Annotated in this window: 17 protein-coding genes; 6 read left to right on the plus strand and 11 right to left on the minus strand. The window is 60.1% G+C overall.

From position 1 onward, the window contains the following. Positions 1–16 precede the first annotated feature (16 nt). The 7 genes from B2P82_RS07735 to B2P82_RS07765 all read right to left on the minus strand — a co-directional run bounded on the left by B2P82_RS07735 (position 17) and on the right by B2P82_RS07765 (position 8,873). On the minus strand, positions 17–760 hold the full coding sequence (locus tag B2P82_RS07735) for an NUDIX hydrolase (RefSeq protein ID WP_290496233.1): 744 nt from the start codon (positions 758–760) through the stop codon (positions 17–19). A 7-nt stretch (positions 761–767) separates the two neighbouring features. Continuing rightward, positions 768–3,062: a ribonuclease R gene (gene rnr, locus B2P82_RS07740; protein ID WP_290496234.1), complete on the minus strand. Its 2,295-nt coding sequence runs from the start codon at positions 3,060–3,062 to the stop codon at positions 768–770. A gap of 65 nt (positions 3,063–3,127) precedes the next feature. After that, positions 3,128–3,439, minus strand: coding sequence for a M23 family metallopeptidase (locus B2P82_RS07745; protein ID WP_290496236.1), 312 nt, complete (start codon positions 3,437–3,439; stop codon positions 3,128–3,130). A 7-nt stretch (positions 3,440–3,446) separates the two neighbouring features. Further along, on the minus strand, positions 3,447–3,839 hold the full coding sequence (locus B2P82_RS07750; protein ID WP_290496238.1) for a hypothetical protein: 393 nt from the start codon (positions 3,837–3,839) through the stop codon (positions 3,447–3,449). A gap of 117 nt (positions 3,840–3,956) precedes the next feature. After that, the gene (gene topA, locus B2P82_RS07755; protein ID WP_290496240.1) at positions 3,957–6,542 is read right to left on the minus strand and encodes a type I DNA topoisomerase; all 2,586 of its coding nucleotides are present in this window, start codon (positions 6,540–6,542) and stop codon (positions 3,957–3,959) included. Positions 6,543–6,609: 67 nt separating this feature from the next. After that, positions 6,610–7,731: an LPS export ABC transporter permease LptG gene (gene lptG / locus B2P82_RS07760; protein ID WP_034813312.1), complete on the minus strand. Its 1,122-nt coding sequence runs from the start codon at positions 7,729–7,731 to the stop codon at positions 6,610–6,612. Then, on the minus strand, positions 7,731–8,873 hold the full coding sequence (locus B2P82_RS07765; protein ID WP_051607661.1) for an LptF/LptG family permease: 1,143 nt from the start codon (positions 8,871–8,873) through the stop codon (positions 7,731–7,733). Before B2P82_RS07765 ends, lptG begins: the two co-directional genes overlap by 1 nt. 116 nt (positions 8,874–8,989) lie before the next feature. Between B2P82_RS07765 and B2P82_RS07770 the strand changes: the two genes are divergently transcribed. Together B2P82_RS07770 and B2P82_RS07775 are read left to right on the plus strand one after the other, a co-directional pair. Next, a complete protein-coding gene (locus B2P82_RS07770) occupies positions 8,990–10,456 on the plus strand; it encodes a leucyl aminopeptidase (protein WP_290496242.1) in 1,467 nt (488 codons plus the stop codon). Between the two features lie 3 nt (positions 10,457–10,459). After that, positions 10,460–10,933, plus strand: coding sequence for a DNA polymerase III subunit chi (locus B2P82_RS07775; protein ID WP_290496244.1), 474 nt, complete (start codon positions 10,460–10,462; stop codon positions 10,931–10,933). Positions 10,934–10,936: 3 nt separating this feature from the next. On the opposite strand, the gene B2P82_RS07780 is transcribed toward B2P82_RS07775, so the two are convergent. Continuing rightward, on the minus strand, positions 10,937–11,272 hold the full coding sequence (locus B2P82_RS07780; protein WP_290496246.1) for a zinc ribbon domain-containing protein YjdM: 336 nt from the start codon (positions 11,270–11,272) through the stop codon (positions 10,937–10,939). A gap of 148 nt (positions 11,273–11,420) precedes the next feature. On the opposite strand from B2P82_RS07780, the gene ndk reads away from it, so the two are divergent. After that, entirely contained in the window at positions 11,421–11,843 is a 423-nt protein-coding gene (gene ndk, locus B2P82_RS07785) for a nucleoside-diphosphate kinase (RefSeq protein ID WP_034814231.1), read from the plus strand. Positions 11,844–12,430: 587 nt separating this feature from the next. Here the strand turns inward: ndk and B2P82_RS07790 are convergent. From B2P82_RS07790 to purM, 3 genes are all read right to left on the minus strand, one after another. After that, entirely contained in the window at positions 12,431–13,261 is an 831-nt protein-coding gene (locus B2P82_RS07790; RefSeq protein ID WP_290496247.1) for a hypothetical protein, read from the minus strand. A gap of 106 nt (positions 13,262–13,367) precedes the next feature. Next, entirely contained in the window at positions 13,368–13,958 is a 591-nt protein-coding gene (purN, locus tag B2P82_RS07795; RefSeq protein ID WP_290496248.1) for a phosphoribosylglycinamide formyltransferase, read from the minus strand. After that, a complete protein-coding gene (gene purM, locus B2P82_RS07800; RefSeq protein ID WP_290496250.1) occupies positions 13,955–14,980 on the minus strand; it encodes a phosphoribosylformylglycinamidine cyclo-ligase in 1,026 nt (341 codons plus the stop codon). The genes purN and purM overlap by 4 nt, the downstream gene beginning before the upstream one ends. A 105-nt stretch (positions 14,981–15,085) precedes the next feature. Here purM and B2P82_RS07805 point away from each other — a divergent pair, with 105 nt between their 5' ends. The 3 genes from B2P82_RS07805 to ppk1 all read left to right on the plus strand — a co-directional run. Next, complete coding sequence (locus tag B2P82_RS07805) at positions 15,086–16,105, plus strand: hypothetical protein (protein WP_206993060.1); 1,020 nt, start codon at positions 15,086–15,088, stop codon at positions 16,103–16,105. Next, positions 16,102–16,827, plus strand: coding sequence for a P-loop NTPase family protein (locus tag B2P82_RS07810; RefSeq protein ID WP_290496252.1), 726 nt, complete (start codon positions 16,102–16,104; stop codon positions 16,825–16,827). Before B2P82_RS07805 ends, B2P82_RS07810 begins: the two co-directional genes overlap by 4 nt. Before the next feature lie 29 nt (positions 16,828–16,856). Further along, positions 16,857–18,516, plus strand: a 1,660-nt coding sequence (ppk1, locus tag B2P82_RS07815) for a polyphosphate kinase 1 (protein ID WP_290496255.1), incomplete at its 3' end; no start/stop codon positions are given.

An 18,516-nucleotide genomic window follows, 5' to 3' on the forward strand; every position in this document is an offset into this window, starting at 1 on the left:
TCAAGCGCCATTGCTGCTAGAGGCGGTCGGTCGAATGTCCGCTGCGGGTCCAGCGCAGGAAGGGCGGGCCCCGGTTCAGCGACGGCTTGTCCAGTCTTTCCTCGATTTCCCCCAGCATGAACCGGGTAACATTGGGCAGATCGAGCGCGAGCGCATCTTTCAGTGTCACCCATTGCAGGTCTGACAATTCCGCGCCGTCGACAGGTGGACGCTCGTCGATGAGGGCTTCTTCGGCGTTCGCCATGACGAATCGGGCATCGAATCGCTTCGGCCTGTAGGGGGGCGTAATGGCACGGCCAATGAAGGTCAGTGGCGAAAGATGCGGCGCGGCATCAAGGGCGTGGAAGCGTTTCCAGCCCTCCACATAGCGCTCCGGCATCTCGGCTTCACGCGCGACCAGCAGGCCGGTTTCCTCAAACGTCTCGCGGATGGCCGTCAGGCCGAAGGCGCGCGGCTTCCGGCGGGTCTGGATGCGCAGCAGGCGCTCCTGCTGGGGCGCAAACTCGCAATAGGAGACGGCCTTGCCGTCCTGCGGGTCCACACGCCCGCCGGGGAAGACGTACTTTTCGGGCATGAAGGCGTGGCCCGCTGACCGCTTGCCCATCAGGACGCGGGGTTGCGCCGCATCCCGGCGCACCAGGATCAGCGTGGCAGCGTCTTTCGGGCGGGGGCTACGCTTGCGAGTCTCGATGACGTCGCCATCGTCTTCCTTGTCAAACGCAGAGCCCATCAGCGTATCTGAATGCGGATTCGAATTCATGTCCACGTTATTTCCGGCTTTTGCGCTTGTGCTTGGGCAGCGTCTTCTTGCTGAACTTCCCTTTGCCGGGCCCCTTGCCGGTGGGCTTGCCAGGACCGGTTTTCCGGCGAGGCGGCCGACCACCGCCCGTATTGTGGCTCTGACGGGCCTCCCGGCGGCCCTCCGGGGCTGGCATGGGTTCGGACAACATTTCCAGCAGGAGGCCGCCCTGCAAGGGCGTGACCTCTTTCAGCTTCACGCGGACGATCTGGCCGAGGCCATAGGTCTTGCCGGACCCGCGCGCATAGATCTGCATCGCGGCATCATCCAGCACCCAGTAATCATCCGAGATGGACGAGATCGGCACGAACCCATCCGCGCCGGAGCCCGCAAGGGCGATGAACAGGCCCGCGCCCGTGACGCCGGTGATCCGCCCTTCGAACTCGCTGCCGACACGGTCTGCGAGGAAGATGGCGAGGTAGCGGTCGGTCGCTTCGCGCTCGGCAGCCATGGAGCGGCGCTCTGTATCGGAAATGTGCTGCGCCATCTCTTCCAGCCGTACCGACATGTCCTTGGACAGGCCGTCCGGGCCGAGCCCGAGCGATGCGATCAGCGCGCGGTGCACGATCAGATCGGCATACCGCCGAATGGGCGACGTGAAGTGTGCATAGCGGACGAGGTTCAGGCCGAAATGGCCGAGATTCTCTTCCGAATAGATTGCCTGGGCCTGCGTGCGCAGCACCATTTGCGTGACCATCTGGTCATAGTCGCCCGTCTTGATCTCTCCGAGCAGGCGGTTGAAATTTTCGGTCTGCGGGCGCTGGCCGATATTCCATTTCATGTCGATGGTCTGCAGGAATTCCGCAAAGGCTGCGATCTTGGCATCCGTCGGCGTGTCGTGGACACGATAGATCAGCGGGCTTTTCTGCTTTTCCAGCGTTTCGGCTGCGGCCACGTTTGCCTGGATCATGAATTCTTCGATCAGGCGGTGCGCGTCGAGGCGTTCCTTGGTGATGATGCCTTCAATTTCGCCATCCTTGGAAAACAGGATGCGGCGCTCAGGCAAGTCGAGGTCCAGCGGCGAGCGGTCGTCCCGTGCCTTCGAGAGCGCCGCATAGGCGCCCCAGAGCGGCTTCAGGACGGTTTCCAGCATCTCACCGGCCTTGCCGCCCGGCTTGCCGTCAATCGCCGCCTGAGCCTCCTCATAGGAGAGCTTCGCTGCTGACTTCATCATGCCGCGAATGAAACGGTGCGAGCGCTTGGAGCCCGACTTGTCGAAGATCATCTCTACCGCCATACAGCGGCGCAGCTCGCCCTCACGCAGGGAGCATTCATCCGCTGACAGTTCAAACGGCAGCATCGGGACCACGCGGTCCGGGAAATAGGTCGAGTTGCCGCGTTTCAGCGCTTCGCGATCGAGCGGCGAGTCTGGCGTGACGAACGCCGCCACGTCGGCGATGGCGACGATCACGCGCCAGCCATCATCCAGCTGTTCGGCGAATACTGCGTCATCATGGTCGCGCGCATCATGCGGGTCGATGGTGATGAGCGGGGTTTTTGTCAGGTCCTCACGCTCCGCCGCAGCGGGTTTTGGATTGCGGGCCTGTTCCAGCGCCGCTTCAGGGAAGTCGACCGGGATGCCATGGGCATGAATGGCCAGCAGGCTGGCTGAGCGGGGATCGCTGATATGGCCGATCACTTCGCGGATCACGCCGAGATTGGGACCATATTGCCGGCGGCCCTGTGGCTTGGGCGTTGTGACCACGAGATCGCCATCCTCGGCGCCATTGCGGTCAGCTTCCTGAATCAGGAATTCGCGGCGCTCCTTGCGATTGGCCGGGGTAACCTTGCCGCCGCGGGGGCCTTGCGAATACATGCCAACGAGCGAATTGGTCAGCTGTTTTTCCAGCACGGTCAGGGCCCGGGCCTGCCAGTCGCCATCGACCTGGGTGATCTTGCACAGGGCGCGGTCGCCTTCTCCGGGCTCGGTGGCCTCACCTTTCTGCTTACCGGACAGGCCGGAATAGATGATGTCCGGCCCAAACGGACCATTGTCGCCAAGCGCCTTGCCGATCAGATCGCCATTTTCGTCGGTATGGGTGAATTGGACAACGCCAGTCGAAGGGGGGCGATCCGCCTGGGACCAAGCGCGTTTGCCTGTCCGTTCCAGCGTGCCATCGGCCTCCAACTCCTTCAGGATTTCGCGCAGCACGGCGCGTTCGCGCCCTTTTACGTGCAGGCCGCGGGCAATGTCCTGTTTGGTCGTTGCGTTCGGATTGTCTCGAATGAAATCGAGCACTGTTTTCTTATCTGGGAAACTCATACCGCCCATATAGGGGGACTCGCAGAAAAATGCGCGGGGGTTTTATGCAGCGCGCGATTTCGCGGTCAGTCGATAGCTTCCGGCAGGGACATAACGTCTACGGGTGTAAGGGCGAATGATCCGGCTTGCGCACCCCATTTCCCGGTCAGCACTTCATAGTGAAGGTGGCGCGGGATTTGGTAGCCCGCCGTATTGCCCATCATGCCGAGATATTGCCCGGCACTGACGCGTTCGCCTTCGTCCGGGTCTGCGAAGGTTTCGAGATGGGCATAGCGTGTGAAGACGCCGCGGCCATGACCCAGCACGATCATATTGCCATAATCACTGCGATAGCGCCGCCGGCGTATTTCCCCGTCTGCAGCCGCGAAGACGGGCACCGCCTCCTTACTGTAATAGTCGAGGCCTTTGATTCCTTGGCCCGAACACCGATGACAGGCATCCGCCGCCGACTGGGGCGGTGGCAAGCCGTATATGGCCCTCCGCCAGCACAAAGCGCTTATAGTCGGTGACTACGAGGTCTTGATCGACATTCGCTCCAATGCTCGGCGCCATCCCCTTGCACGCCGTCAGCGTATCCAGAAACCCCGTCGGGCTTGGCGCAAGCGACATGAGCGTTGGCGGGATATCCGGGGCCGGAGACGGGCGCGGGATTTCCTCCAGATCGATCACTTCAGACGGTCGATCCAAGGCCGCAATCGTCTTGTCCAGTTCTTGGGCGATCAGAACCGAGGCGAGCGTAACCGCTCCCAAGAATGCCAATTTCTCTAAAACAGGCATGATGCAACCCCTAATTCCGCGAGGCAGGAACAGTAAACCATTGGCAGGCCAATCCCTCAACCGGAGGCCGACCGAAAGTGTTCCGGTGACCGTCGATTGAGCTCATTGCCTTATGGATTAATCCTTTTTTGCGGCAGGCGCTTTTTTCTTCGCAGGCGCCTTCTTCTTGGCAGGGGCTTTTTTCTTGGCGGGAGCCTTCTTGCCGCCCTTGGATGCCTTGGCGTTGATCAACTCGATGGCCTGTTCCAGCGTGACCGCATCCGGCGTCACGTCCTTGGGCAGGGTCGCATTGGTCTTGCCATGCTTCACATATGGCCCATAGCGGCCTTCGAAGACTTCGATTGTGCCGCCATCCGGATGATCGCCGAGAGTTTTCAGAGCGGCGGCTCCGCCACGGGCTCCCTGTTTGGCGCGTTTGTCGGCGATCAGTGTGACGGCGTGGTTCAGGCCGATGGTGAAGACGTCGTTCGGATCTTTGAGGTTCGCATAGGTCTTGCCATGCTGAACATAGGGGCCGAAGCGACCGAAATTCGCCAGGATCGGTTCGTTGTCTTCTGGGTGTTTGCCGACTTCCCGTGGCAGCATCAGGAGTTCGACGGCGCGGTCGAGCGTGATGTCCTGCGGGTTTTCCTTTTCGGCCTTGGTCAGCGAAGCACGCTTTGGCTTCTCGCCATTCGCCATTTCGACATAGGGACCGAACCGCCCGGTCTTCAGATAGATCATCTCGCCGGTATCGGGATGAAGACCCAACTCGTTGCCGTCTGGATTGATTGCTGCGGCGGCGTCGCCATCTGCGCTGAACTGGCGAGTGAACTTGCACTCAGGATGGCGTGAACAGCCGACGAAAGCGCCAAAGCGGCCCAGCTTCATTGAAAGCTCGCCTTCCTTGCAGAGCGGGCACTGGCGCGGGTTCTCGATCGGATTGCCGTCCGCATCCTGGCGCGGGAACACATAGGCTCCGAGTTCCTCGTTGAGAACGTCCAGAACCGCTGAGACACGAAGGTCTTTCGTCTCGTCGATATCGGCGGCGAATTGCTGCCAGAATTCCTTCAGAAAGGCTTTCCAGTCGAGCTTGCCATCCGAGATAATGTCGAGCTTCTCTTCGAGCCCGGCGGTGAAATCATATTCCACATAGCGCCGGAAGAAGTTCTCAAGGAACGCCGTCACGAGGCGTCCCTTGTCCTCGGGGATCAGCTGTTTCTTCTCGATACGGACATAGTCGCGATCTTCCAGCGTGGAGAGGGTCGACGCATATGTAGACGGGCGGCCGATGCCGAGCTCTTCAAGCTTCTTGACCAGCGAGGCTTCCGTGAAGCGTGGTGGCGGTGTGGTGAAGTGCTGGCTGGCCTCGGCCTTCAGCAGGTCCGCATGCTGGCCTTCTTCCATCTTGGGCAGGCGATTTTCGTCATCGTCGCCATCATCGCCATCATCGCCTTCATCGCGACCTTCGGTGTAGAGCTTGATATAGCCATCAAACACCAGGACCTGACCGGTCGAGCGCAGGACCGCGCGCTTGTCCTTGGAGGTCATGTCGATGGTGGTGCGCTCGAAGCGGGCGGTTTCCATTTGCGAGGCGACCGCGCGTCGCCAGATGAGCGTGTAGAGTTTCTTCAGGTCGCCATCGCCATGATAATCTTCCGGGCGAAGGTCGAAATTGGTTGGCCGGATGGCTTCGTGCGCTTCCTGGGCATTCTTGGCCTTCGAAGAATAGCGGCGGGTCTTTTCCGGCAGGTAACGCGCGCCATAGTTCGACTGGATCATGGACCGGGCTGCCGCATAGGCTTCCTCGGCCATGTTTACGCCATCGGTACGCATGTATGTGATGCGACCTTCTTCGTACAGCTTCTGGGCGGCCTGCATCGTCCGCTTGGCGTTGAAGCCGATCTTGCGGGAGGCTTCCTGTTGCAGCGTGGACGTGATGAAGGGTGGGGGCGGATTGCGCTTGACCGGCTTGGCCTCAACCGAGGTGACGGAATAGCCGCCGATCTGGACAATTTCCAGCGCCTTGTCGGCGTCGCCCTTGTTGCCCAGCGTGAACTTTTTCAGCGTTTCGCCGTCGAGACTATAGAGGCGCGCTTCAAAGTCGGTGCCGTCTGGTGCGCGCAGGTTAGCCGCCACATTCCAGTACTCTTGCGGCCGGAACATCTCGATCTCGTTCTCGCGGTCGCAAACGATGCGCAGTGCCACAGACTGGACGCGGCCAGCCGACCGGCTACCCGGCAATTTGCGCCACAGGACCGGCGACAGGTTGAAGCCGACCAGATAGTCGAGTGCGCGGCGCGCCAGATAGGCATCGACCAGTTCGCCATCAATCTGGCGGGGATGTTCCATTGCGGTCGTGACCGCATTCTTGGTGATCGCGTTGAAGACGACACGCTCGACTAGCGTGTCCTTCTTCAGGGCGCGGCGCTTGCGCAAGGCTTCCACGAGGTGCCAGCTGATGGCCTCGCCTTCGCGATCGGGGTCGGTCGCGAGGATCAGCGTATCGGCTTCTTTCAATGCCGCTGCGATCTCGGAGATACGCTTGGACGATTTGGAATCTGCCTCCCACACCATCGCGAAATCATCGTCCGGATCGACCGAACCATTCTTGGAGGGAAGGTCACGGATATGCCCGTAGGACGCCAGGACCTTATAGTCCTTGCCGAGATACTTGTTGATGGTTTTCGCCTTTGCGGGCGACTCGACGACGACAAGTTTCATGCGCTTACCTCTTTAAGGCGGCGAGAGATGGGGTCGGGAGACAGGCCCTGTCAAGGCCGGGTTGTGATTAGCCGTCTTCCCGATAGGCGATGAAGGTGAGCGTGCAGAACAGCACAAAGAGTGGCGGGCTCCATGCTGCGATCACGGGGGGCGCTGCACCTGTTGCCCCTAGGCTGGAAGAGAATTGAGTGAAGAAATACAGCCCGACCGCTGCGAGCGACCCGATGGCCAGAAGCTGTGAATTTCCACCCATTCGCTGCAGGCGCAGGCATACAACGGCGCCGATCAGCGCCATCGCCACAAACAGGGCCGGCAGGGCCATGAGCGCGTTGAGGCGCATCTTGTAGCGCGAAGCGTCTAGGCCGGCGGCTTGGGTCTGGCGAACGAAATGCGGCAATTGCCAGAAGCCAATCGTGTTGGGAGATGCAAATTTGTCGAGCAGCGTGACCGCGTCCAGTGTCGTGGGGATGGCGAGATTTTCCTTGAACTCGGGTGGAGCGTTCGGAACATTTTCGATTACGCCTTCAAGCTGCCAGAAGCCATTGCGCAGAATCGCACTATCCGCGTCGATCCGGCGGGCAAAGGCGTAGTCATTGGTCGGTCGCCCATCTGCGTAGAGGCGCTCTTCCTGGATCATCTTCACATCCTGAAGATTCACCCCACCTTCGGCGACGCGCTTGGCGTGAATGACAATCTGGTTGGTTTCGTCACCCTGGCGCAACCAGATGCCTGTATCGGAAACCGAAAGGGTAGGACGGCCTTCATTGAGCAGGCGGTCGCGCGTCTGCTCAAAGGACTCGGTCAGTTTCGCCGCAAACGGATTGAGCACCATCATTGTGAACAGGCCGAGGACCACGCCGAGGACCATGACCGGGGTCAGGAAGCGCCACGCCGAAATGCCGCTGGCGCGGATGATGGACAATTCCGACCGGCGATTGAGCCGGGTGAAGGCCATCATGGAGGCGATCAGCAGCGCAAAGGGCAAGGTTTGTTCGACAATTTGCGGCAGCTTCATCAAGGACAGGTTGAGCGCGCCAAGAATGCTGAGGCGTACATCGCCGCCCACTGTGCGCAGTTGCTCGACCACATCGATCATGAGAATGGCCAGCAGGAGGATGCCCAGCACAAGGGCCAGTCCCATGAGGCATTCCTTCAGGATGTATCTCTGTATCTTGGAAAATAGAGGCATCAGCTGGTGGCTCCGGTCGGGTTCCGGAATAACTCAAGTGGTGGGCGATCGACCTTGCCGAGGTGGCGCCCTCTCGCAAAATAGATATAGCTGAGGATTGCAATGATGCCGAGCGGGACGAGCCATTGCAACACATTGAGCGCCGGATCATTCGCGGCGGCCGATTGCAATACCAACTGCACAATCAGAACGCCGATGGCACCACCGGTCGCCCAGCCAATCCGCTTGCTGTAGCCCTTGCGGCTGAAATCCCCGCCGAGCACTGCAAAGATCGCCAGCAGCGTCATGACGATGTTCAGCAAGGGTGTGGTCAGGCGACTGTGCGCTTCCGCCAGCAGGGAGTCTATTTCCTTGAGTTCGAAATAATTGGTTCGGTCCACGAAGAACAATTCATAGAGATATTTGTCCGATGCCTTCAGGACGAGGTCTGAGTCCTCTTTCATGAAGTCAGTCAGATCGAACAAGTATTGGTCGAATTCCAGGATCGATAGCTGGTTGTTTGCGTCGAGCTGTTGGCTGGTCGCATCCCGCAGCAGGAGTGTCGGGCTGCCTTCGACTTCAATCAGCGCGGCGCTGCGCGCGAGAATGTCAGTGGGGTTCTCCGGATCGGTCATGTCGGAGATCAGCACGCCACGCAGTTCGCCGCCGGCCTGTTCGCGCGCATAGAAGGTCAGCCGGTCCCCATTGGAGGTAAACTGACCGGGCCGGATCAAGGCGGCAGCCAGATCGGCGCGCGCCGTCGCCACGGTTTCGCGCATGGCACGTTGAGCGGCGGGCTGGACCCAGAGGTTCACGGTCAGGTGTGCGACGAGACAAAGCACGGCGAGCCGCATGATCGGTGAAGCGATCTGCCAGCGGGTCATGCCGGCGGCCTGCGCGACAACGATCTCGCTATCCTTGTGTATGCGGTTCAGCGACCAGACCGTTGCCACGAACAGGGCGAGCGGGGTCAGAAGCGCTATGATCTGCGGTGCGCCGAGCATGACAATATAGAAATAGGTGATCGCAGACTGGCGGTTTTCCAGAATCAAATCGGTGCGTGAAAGCCCTTGGGCCAGCAAGGCCAGCATGGCGAGCCCGCCAATGATGATGACCACAGCCTTCAGGACTTCGAAAAACAGGTATGTCTGGACTTTGGTCATAAGGCGATTAGCAGGCTTTTCGCAGAATCCTTCAGAAAGGGGTGATATTTCCCTAGCTAACGAGTTGCGCAACGCGCGTCGACGTTTAGTTTCCGCTGCAAATGGAGAATCCACACATGAAAATCACATTTGCTGAAAGTGCCAAGGCCGACATCATCGCCTTTCTGGTCGATGAAGACGGGGATCTTCCCGAAGTTGCGGCCGCGCTGAACGAAACCACGGGCGGTCTGTTGTCAGAAGCCATGGACGGCAGCCGGTTCAGTGGCAAGAAGGACCAGCAGGCCTTTATCGTTTTGCCCAAGGGCAGCGGTTCTCGCCGTGCGGTGCTGATCGGTGCAGGCAAGAAGGATAAGCGCGATGCGCGCGTTCTCGAAGGCCTCGGTGCCAATCTTTACAAATCCCATTCCAGCAGCGGTTTCAAATCTCTCGCGATCCATGCTGGTTCTGCAGAGGATGCTGCGCGCATTGCGCTCGGTGCGAAGCTCGCCAGCTATCGCTTCGATACATATTTCACCAAGCTGAAAGATGACCAGAAGCCAAGCCTTGAAAGCGTGACACTGGTGGTCTCCGATGTGCCTGCGGCAGAGGCGGCATTCGTGCCGTTGAATGCGGGCGCCGAAGGCACCAAGCTTGCGCGCGATCTTGTCAACATGCCACCGAATGATCTCTATCCGGCCAGCTTTGCAGAGAAATGCCGCGAGCTGGGCCAGTATGGTGTTCAGGTCGAAGTGCTGGGCGAAGCGGAGCTGGCCAAACTCGGCATGAATTCCATGCTTGGCGTCGGTCAGGGCAGCGTCAAGGAAAGCCAGCTCGGCGTGATGAAATGGATGGGCGGTGCCGAAGGCGAAGACCCGGTGATCCTGATTGGCAAGGGCGTTTGTTTCGACACGGGCGGCATCTCGTTGAAGCCCGGACCGGGCATGGAAGATATGCGCGGGGATATGGGCGGCGCAGCGGCTGTGACTGGTGCAATCCGCGCGCTGGCCGAGCGCAAGGCCAAGGTCAATGTGATCGGTCTTGTGGGTCTGGTTGAGAACATGCCGGATGGCGATGCAATCCGTCCGGGTGATATCCTGAAGTCGGCCTCCGGCCAGACCATCGAAGTCCAGAATACTGACGCAGAAGGCCGTCTCGTGCTTTGCGATGTGCTCTGGTATGCGCAGGAGCACTTCAAGCCAAAGGCAATGGTGGATCTCGCCACGCTGACCGGCGCGATCGTGATCTCGCTCGGCCATCACCATGCCGGCCTGTTCACTGAGAGCGACGATCTGGCAAATGAACTCTCCAAGGCTGGCCAGACCGAAGGCGAGCGCGTCTGGCGCCTGCCGCTCGGGCCAGAATATGACTCGCTGCTGAAGTCGAAATTTGCCGACATGCGCAATATTGGCGGCCGAGCCGCTGGCTCGATCACAGCGGCGCAATTCCTGAAGCGCTTCGTGAAAGAGGGCGTGAAATGGGCGCACCTCGACATCGCAGGCGTCGCTTGGGTCGAGGGTGAGAAGGCGGCCTTTGATGTCAGCTGGGCGTCCGGCTTCGGCCCGCGTCTGCTCGATCGCTGGATCGCGGACAATTACGAGAACTAGGTGATGTCAGAGGCGCCGAAGCCTGAATGGTGGTTTTATCATCTCTCCCGCACCACGCTGGAGCAGGCTGCGGCGCCGCTGATGCAGAAATGCCTTGATGTTGGTTGGCGGGTCCTTGCGGTCAGCCCGAGTGTCGAGCGCCGGGCGGCGCTGGATGCGAGCCTCTGGACTTTCGACGAGAAGACTTTCCTGCCGCATGGCCAGGCCGAGGCGCCGGGGCTTGATCCTGCGCGGCAGCCGATCCTGCTGGCCGGCAAGCCGGACAATTTGAACAAGGCCGATGCGTTGTTCCTGATGGACGGGACGAAGGCGCCTGTCGATGCGCCCTATACGCGCTGCATGGTCATGTTCGATGATGGCGACACGGACACGCGCAATCTGGCCCGCCAACAGTTCAAAGCGGCCAAGGATGTCGGGCTGGTGACACGCTATTTCCAGCAGACGCCGAATGGCGGCTGGCAGGAAGCGGGGAGATAGGCGTCAGGCCTTTTTCACAAATTCCGATTTAAGGCCCATCTGGCCAATGCCGTCGATGCGGCAGTCGATATCGTGATCGCCGTCGACGAGACGGATATTCTTGACCTTGGTGCCGCGTTTGACGACTGAGGACGAGCCCTTGATCTTGAGGTCCTTGATGACCGTGACCGTGTCACCATCGGCGAGTGGGTTGCCGTTCGAGTCCTTGATGACTGGTGCGTCCGTTGCACTTGCCGTGTCCGCGCTCCATTCATGGGCGCATTCCGGGCAGATCAGCAGCGCGCCGTCTTCATACGTGTATTCGGAATTGCAATTGGGGCAGGGAGGCAGCGCGCTCATGGGTCGGATCCTTGTCGACATTCAGGCCCCAGCCCCTATGCCTCTCGGGCCGCCTGCGCAATAGCGGCCTTCGATGCTTGCCCCGCTGGGCCCGCCCCGCTATAGGCCGCGCCAGAACCCTTTTTTCCCTTGCAAGCAGGATGTCATCATGGCTGTTCAGCGCACTTTTTCCATTATCAAGCCGGACGCCACCGAGCGTAACCTGACCGGCGCCGTCAACGCCGTCATCGAGAAAGCCGGTCTCCGCATCATCGGCCAGCGCCGCATCCAGATGACGCAGGCTCAGGCCGAGCGCTTCTATGGCGTTCACAGTGAGCGTCCTTTCTTCGGCGAACTGGTTGAATTCATGACTTCCGGCCCGGTCGTCGTTCAGGTCCTCGAAGGCGAGAACGCTGTTGCGGCCTACCGCGAAGTGATGGGCGCCACGAACCCGGCCGAAGCCGCTGACGGCACGATCCGCAAACTGTTCGCCAAATCCATCGGCGAAAACACCGTGCACGGTTCGGACTCCGAAGAGAATGCCGCGATCGAGATCGCGCAATTCTTCTCCGAGGCCGACATCGCTGGCTAAGGCGACGCCTTCGGGCAGGTGAGATTTGCAAAGGGCCCGCCGTAAGGTTGGGCCCTTTTTCTTGCGCGCAGCACAAGCGGCCGGACAGGCGGTGCCTTCCGGGGGTTACCAGATCAGTTTCAAGGCTGGCAGGGTCATGTGTCGGGGCGCGGCAGGTGATAGAGTCCGAATTCCTGGCGAAAGCCGGGATCTCTTGCTGCAGGAGGCCCCGGCATTCGCCGGGGACACGGATCGGGGGTGAGTATGATCAATTCGCCGTAGGCCGCTTCACGGAAAGGGCGTGACGGTTCAAAACCGAATCCGGATTGGAGCGACCTCCGTCCCGATAGATCATCCGACGACAGATTGACCACAACCCGCCCGCTTCGTGTGATGCCCCAGAGCATCTGAGAGCCGGGGCGGCCATTGGCGCGGAACCACGCCCTCAGGCGCTGGATGCGCCAGAAGATCAGGGGCCAGATGAGCAAAAGATGCCAAGGCAGGCCCGGCAAGGGCTGGAAGAGGGAAAAGGCTGGCATCGTCTCACCAGCATATTTGCGCAGTGTGTCCGACGAATTCGAAAGGCATGAACCTGCGTGGACTGGAGGCTAGTCTGCTACCTGCAAGTCGACATCCCGTGGAGAGAAAACCCGCGTTTGCTGGACAAATTGCTCAACTTCATCCTGAAATTCTGTGTACCGGGATTGGGTTGTTGCAACATCTTCTTCATAGCTGTCGGGATGGAATGAGACGACATAGGCCCGCCCGAAATGTGACACAGGAAGTTCGGTATTGGGTACGCCACGCTCATATGTATCCGGCAGCCACAGGGTCCTGTCCTTGTCCTGATACCGATACTGTAGCCCGATCCGGTATGTGAACTTGTAGCCAGGATAGTAGCCAAGGTTCAAAAACACTTCTTCAATCTCGCCGGGTGCGAGCGTGAAGAAATCCACCTGTTTCAGGGTGCGGTCATAAGGGTCCAGATGCGGGGCCAATTGCAGGCCGGTTACGGGGCGCAGCATGCCTTTGAACTCGCGCTGTTCACCACCTGCACCGCGCTGGGCTTCGTACAGCGCAAGCATTTGCGGTGCGAAAGGTTCAGCGGACAGAACGTCGACCAGCAGGTAGGGCGCAAACTGCACTGTGTGTTTCTCGGCGTCCGACCGAACCGAGAATGAGAGGAAAGGCGTGGAGGAAATCGCCGGAAGGGTTTGGCGGACATCCTCGATGGGTCGCTCATCACTCACACCTTCGTATATGAAGCTGTCTATCTCATCATATACCCGGCTGATCGCGATAGGTTCAGAGAACTGTCGCCGGGCCGTATCAATCGTGTTCCAGACAAAGATTGCGACGCCGAAGATTGAAGCCAGCGAGCCCCAAAAAGCGATCTTGTTCCACAGGCTGAGCCTGCGGTAGCGAGTGATGATGTGCACCGATTACGTCCCCACGGTCATTTTGGCTTGGCATGAAGCCTACCCATGCTGACCGGGACATCAAGAGCGCCAAGCGAACTTCGCGACTTCAATTTGGGCAGGGAGTTCAGTCGCGCGTCTGAATTTCGGCGCAGGCCTTGGTCAGCGCTTCCGGGTAGAGCTGGTGCTCAACTGGCAGGAGGCGTGCGGCGAGGCTGTCGGCTGTGTCGCCCGGCAGGATGGGCAGGCTCGCCTGCTGGATGATTTCGCCATCATCGACACCGGGACTGACCCAGTGGACAGTGCAGCCAGCTTCGGTATCGCCCGCATCCAGCGCGCGCTGATGGGTGTCGAGGCCCTTGTATTTGGGCAGGAGGGAGGGGTGGATGTTGACCATCCGGCCTTCCCATGTGTTGACGAACCAGGGTGTCAGGACGCGCATGAACCCGGCCAGCGCAATGATCTCGACGCCTGCCTCTGTGAGCTGTTCGTGCATCGCGCGCTCAAAGGCTTCGCGGTCCTTGCCATAGGTCTTGTGATCTATGGCGGCGGTCGCAATGCCGGCGGCGGCTGCCGTATCCAGCCCTTTGGCGTCCGGCCGGTTGGACAGGACGAGGACGGGTTTGGCCGGATAGGCCGGGTCCCGCGCCGCCTCCAGGATGGCTTCCATGTTGGAGCCGCGCCCGGAAATCAGGATGGCCAGCTTCAGGCGGGTCATGCGGGGGCGAGGTCTCCGAGCACGACCGGGGTCTCCCCCATCAGGCTCAGCTGGTTCATGACGATTTCAACCATGTCCGGCTCGACGGAGAAGACCATGCCGATGCCCATATTGAAGGTGCGATGCATCTCATCCAGCTCGACGCCGCCGGCTTCCTGCAGCCATTGGAAGACCGGGCCGGGAGTCCAGCTGTCTCTATCAATACGGGGTACGAGATGATCGGGGCACATGCGCGGCGTGTTTTCCGTCAGGCCGCCGCCGGTGATGTGGGCAAGGCCATTGATCAGGCTGCCCTTGATGAGCGGCAGGGCGGCTGCGGAATAAAGCCGCGTCGGGGTCAGCAGGGCTTCGCCGAGCGTGCCGTCAGAGAAAGGCGAGGCGGCCTCGTAGGAGAGGCCTTCACGCTCGACGATGCGGCGGATCAGCGAATAGCCATTCGAATGCGGGCCGGACGAGGCGATGCCGATCAGCACGTCGCCAGTGGCCATGTCGCCCATGCGGGGAAGGACCTTGGCGCGGTTCACGGCGCCGACAACGAAGCCGGCAAGGTCATAATGGCCGGGCGGGTACATGCCGGGCATTTCAGCGGTTTCGCCGCCGACAAGGGCGCAGCCGGACTGGCGGCAGCCTTCGGCGATGCCCGCGACGACCGCTTCGGCGATGCCGGCTTCGAGCTTGCCAGTTGCGAAATAATCCAGAAAAAACAGCGGCTCAGCCCCTTGGGCGAGCACGTCATTGGCACACATGGCGACGAGGTCGATGCCGACCGTGTTGTGGATGCCGGTTTCGAAAGCCAGCATCAGCTTGGTGCCGACGCCGTCTGTGCCAGAAACCAGGACAGGATCCTCATAGCCGGAGGCTTTCAGGTCGAACAGCGCGCCGAAGCCGCCGAGCCCGCCCATGACGCCTGCGCGTGCGGTTGCCTTTGCCAGCGGGCCAATGGCCTCAACCAGCCTTTCTCCTGCCTCAATGTCGACACCGGCATCACGGTAGGAAAGGGGAGTTTTGGATGTATCGCTCATGATGACTCGCGCGTTAGCATGGGGAAAACGTCTCTGCCAGTGCCGCTTGCGGTTCCAGCCCCAGCTCTGGCTTGCTACAAGAGGTCTAAACGGAGGCCGTTGACCATGATTCGTATCCTTATTGCGTCCCTTTTCGCCCTGGTTGCTCTCGGGCTGGGCGCCTCCGCTGATACGCGGGATGTCTACACGGTTTCAGATATCGAAGTGGACGAATCTGCCGGCACGCTGATCGAGGCGCGTGAGCGCGCCATGGCTGCAGCCCGGATCAAGGGGGCCCGGGTGCTGATCGACCGGATCACATTGGCCGATGACCGTGTGTCTGCCGGGGGCATCCCAATCGATGCCGCACTCGCGAACCGCTTGTCAGCGGCCGTGGATGTGCAGGAAGAGACGGCCGGGAACGGTCGCTACAAGGGCACGCTGGCGATGGTCTACAATCCGCGCATGGTGCGGGCGCATCTGGAATCACTCTCGGTGCCTTATGTTGACACGCAAGGCCCCAAAGGCCTGTTGATCCCGTTGGCGCCATCGGCCGGGCTGGAGGCTGCCTGGCGCGAAGCGCTCGGAACAGGCCGCGATGAGACGCTGTCGCCTTATGTGACCTCGAACAGCCCCGGTTACAGCGCCTTCAGCAGCTGGATGGAACTGTCACCGGAGGCGTCTGCCATGGGCGCGCGCCGCGGCATTCTGGCGGACCTGTCTGGCCGCGATGGCGCATGGCGCGTCACGGTGTCGACCGTGACGGCAGCGGGCACTGAACCTGTGGGCACGACGCCTTTCGCCCAAACGCTGGACGGCGCAGTCGATGCGATGCTCGGACTGCTCGATGAAAACTGGAAGCGCACCTCGGTGATCCGCAGCGGCGAGCGGACCCCGGCCACGGCGAGTGTGCGCTACACATCTCTGATCGAGTGGAACACGTTGCGCGGTGCGCTGGCCCGGTCGCCTCTCATCTCGGAATTCCGCATTGACGCGATTGCGCGTGACGGGGCAATGGTTGCCTTTTCCTATGCGGGCGATCCACCGCGCCTGCAGAACGATCTGCTGCAGCGCGGGGTTTCCCTGTCCGAGAATGATTATGGCTGGATTGTCCGGTCCGCGGTGTCGTCGTCGGGGGAACCGTGAACCCGGCGAACCCGAACAGGCCCTACAAGCCGAGCCAGCTCAGCCTCGGCTTTCCTGCAAAAGAACCCACGCTTGATGCGCTTCTGGTGACGGAAGCCAATGAGAGCGCTTTGGCGGTGCTCGGCGCGCCGCAGAGTTGGCCGTTTCCTGTCATTTGCCTGTTGGGGCCGCCGCGCTGCGGATTGTCTGTTCTGGCGCGCGCCTGGTGTCAGGAATTTGAAGGCAGCTATCATGTCGCCAAGGAGTTTTCCCGTCTGAAATCACGCGGCCTGGCGGCGCTGGCGTCGGGATTTGTCGCGGTGGACGATGCGGACCGCGTCAAGAAATCCGAGAATTTGTTGACGCTGATCAATTCGGCAACGGCTGAAGGCGGGCATGTCCTGCTAACTTCAAAGCACCATCCGAGCCAATGGCAAACCCAGTCGGCCGACTTGAAATCCCGCCTCATGGCACTGCCGGTGATCGAGATTGGGGAGCCAGACGAAAAAATGCTCAAGGCGCGGCTGGACTCTGCTGCCGAGCGCTATTTCCTGAAGCTTGAGCCTGAGGTCATTAAGTATCTGGTACCCCGACTGGAACTTTCTTATGAGGCTATCGAAATATTTATAGAGAAATTGAATGATAAGGTGACCGAAGCGGGCCGGGCACCCTCGGTGCCATTGGCCCGGGAAGTCGTCGAAGAATTGGGCTGGGCCGACCCCGATCAGAGGTCCATGCTCTAGCATTGAATGGAATTGCGGAGTTTGGCATCATGGCCGATGGACAGTCTGGAACCCAGAAGCAGATGATGAATTCGCCGGAGCGGTTCCTGAACCGGGAATTGTCGTGGCTGGAGTTCAACCAGCGTGTGCTGGAAGAAGCGTCGAATACCGACCATCCCCTTCTTGAGCGCCTGAGGTTCCTGTCGATTTCGGCGAGCAACCTCGATGAGTTCGAAATGGTGCGCTATGCGGGCCTGCGCGAACAGGTGCGGGCCGGCGTTGTCAAAGCCAGTCAGGATGGCTTGACCCCAGCCGAGCAGGTGGAACGGATTGAAGAAGCTTCCCTGAACCTGATCGCCGAACAGCAAGCGCGCTGGCGCAGCCTCAAGCAGGAACTCAATGCCGAAGGCGTTCATGTGCTGGGCGTGAAGGAACTGAACAAGAAAGACCGGGTTGAGCTGGACAAGTATTTCCGGTCAAACATCTTCCCGGTCCTGACACCACTCGCAGTCGATCCCGCGCATCCGTTCCCGTTCATTCCGAATCTGGGCTTTTCGATTGCGATCAATCTGGTCGCCAAGGGGAATGGAGATGCCCATGTGGGCATCATTCCATTGCCGGCCTTTGTGCGGCGTTTCATTCGCCTGCCCAAAGGCACCAAGGGCAATTTGCGCTTCATTGCGCTGGAAGATGTCATCGGCATGTTCATCGATGAACTCTTTCCCGGGTTTGAGGAGAAAGACCGCTGCCTGTTCCGTGTGATCCGCGACAGCGACATCGAGATCGAGGAAGAAGCCGAAGACCTGATCCGCGAATTCGAAGTTTTGCTGAAGCAACGTCGCAGGGGCCGGATCGTACGTATCCGGATGCAATCCAGTGCGCCGGAAGACCTGCGCCGACTGATCACGCATGAGATCGGCGCTGAAGAAGCCGACATCGTTCTCTATGATGGCATTCTTGGAATGGCACAGCTATCGGAACTGATTGTCAGTGATCGGCCAGACCTGCAGTTCCCGTCCTATGAGCCGCGCTACCCCGAGCGTATCCGCGAGATGGGGGGTGACTGTTTTGCGGCGATCCGGGCAAAGGACATTCTGGTTCATCATCCATTCGAGACGTTTGATGTTGTAGTCCAGTTCATCCGGCAGGCCGCAGCCGATCCGCAAGTCGTTGCGATCAAGCAGACGCTCTACCGAACAACGGCGAATTCACCGATTGTTGCCGCCCTGATCGAAGCGGCAGAGGCCGGAAAAAATGTTACCGCATTGGTCGAGATCAAGGCGCGCTTTGATGAAGAAGCCAATTTGCGACTTGCACGCGACCTTGAGCGCGCGGGTGTTCAGGTTGTCTACGGTTTTATCGAGTACAAGACCCACGCGAAAGTGTCGCTTGTGGTGCGCCGCGAAAGTGATGAGCTGCGCACATACACGCATTACGGGACGGGCAACTACCACCCGATCAATGCGCGGATCTACACAGACTTGTCGCTATTTACTGCGGATGCGGCGTTGGGTCGTGACGCCAATCGGCTCTTCAACTTTGTGACGGCCTATCGCGAGCCACCCTCTGTCGGTCCCGTGATGGAAAAGGTTTCCATGTCGCCACTCGACATGAAAGAGAAACTCATCGGGATGATTGAGGCAGAGGCAGACGCGGCGCGCCGGGGCGAACCCTGCGGCGTCTGGGCGAAGATGAACTCGCTGGTCGATG

Source organism: Hyphomonas sp. UBA4494 (genome assembly GCF_002388935.1).
Classification (GTDB): Bacteria; Pseudomonadota; Alphaproteobacteria; order Caulobacterales; family Hyphomonadaceae; genus Hyphomonas.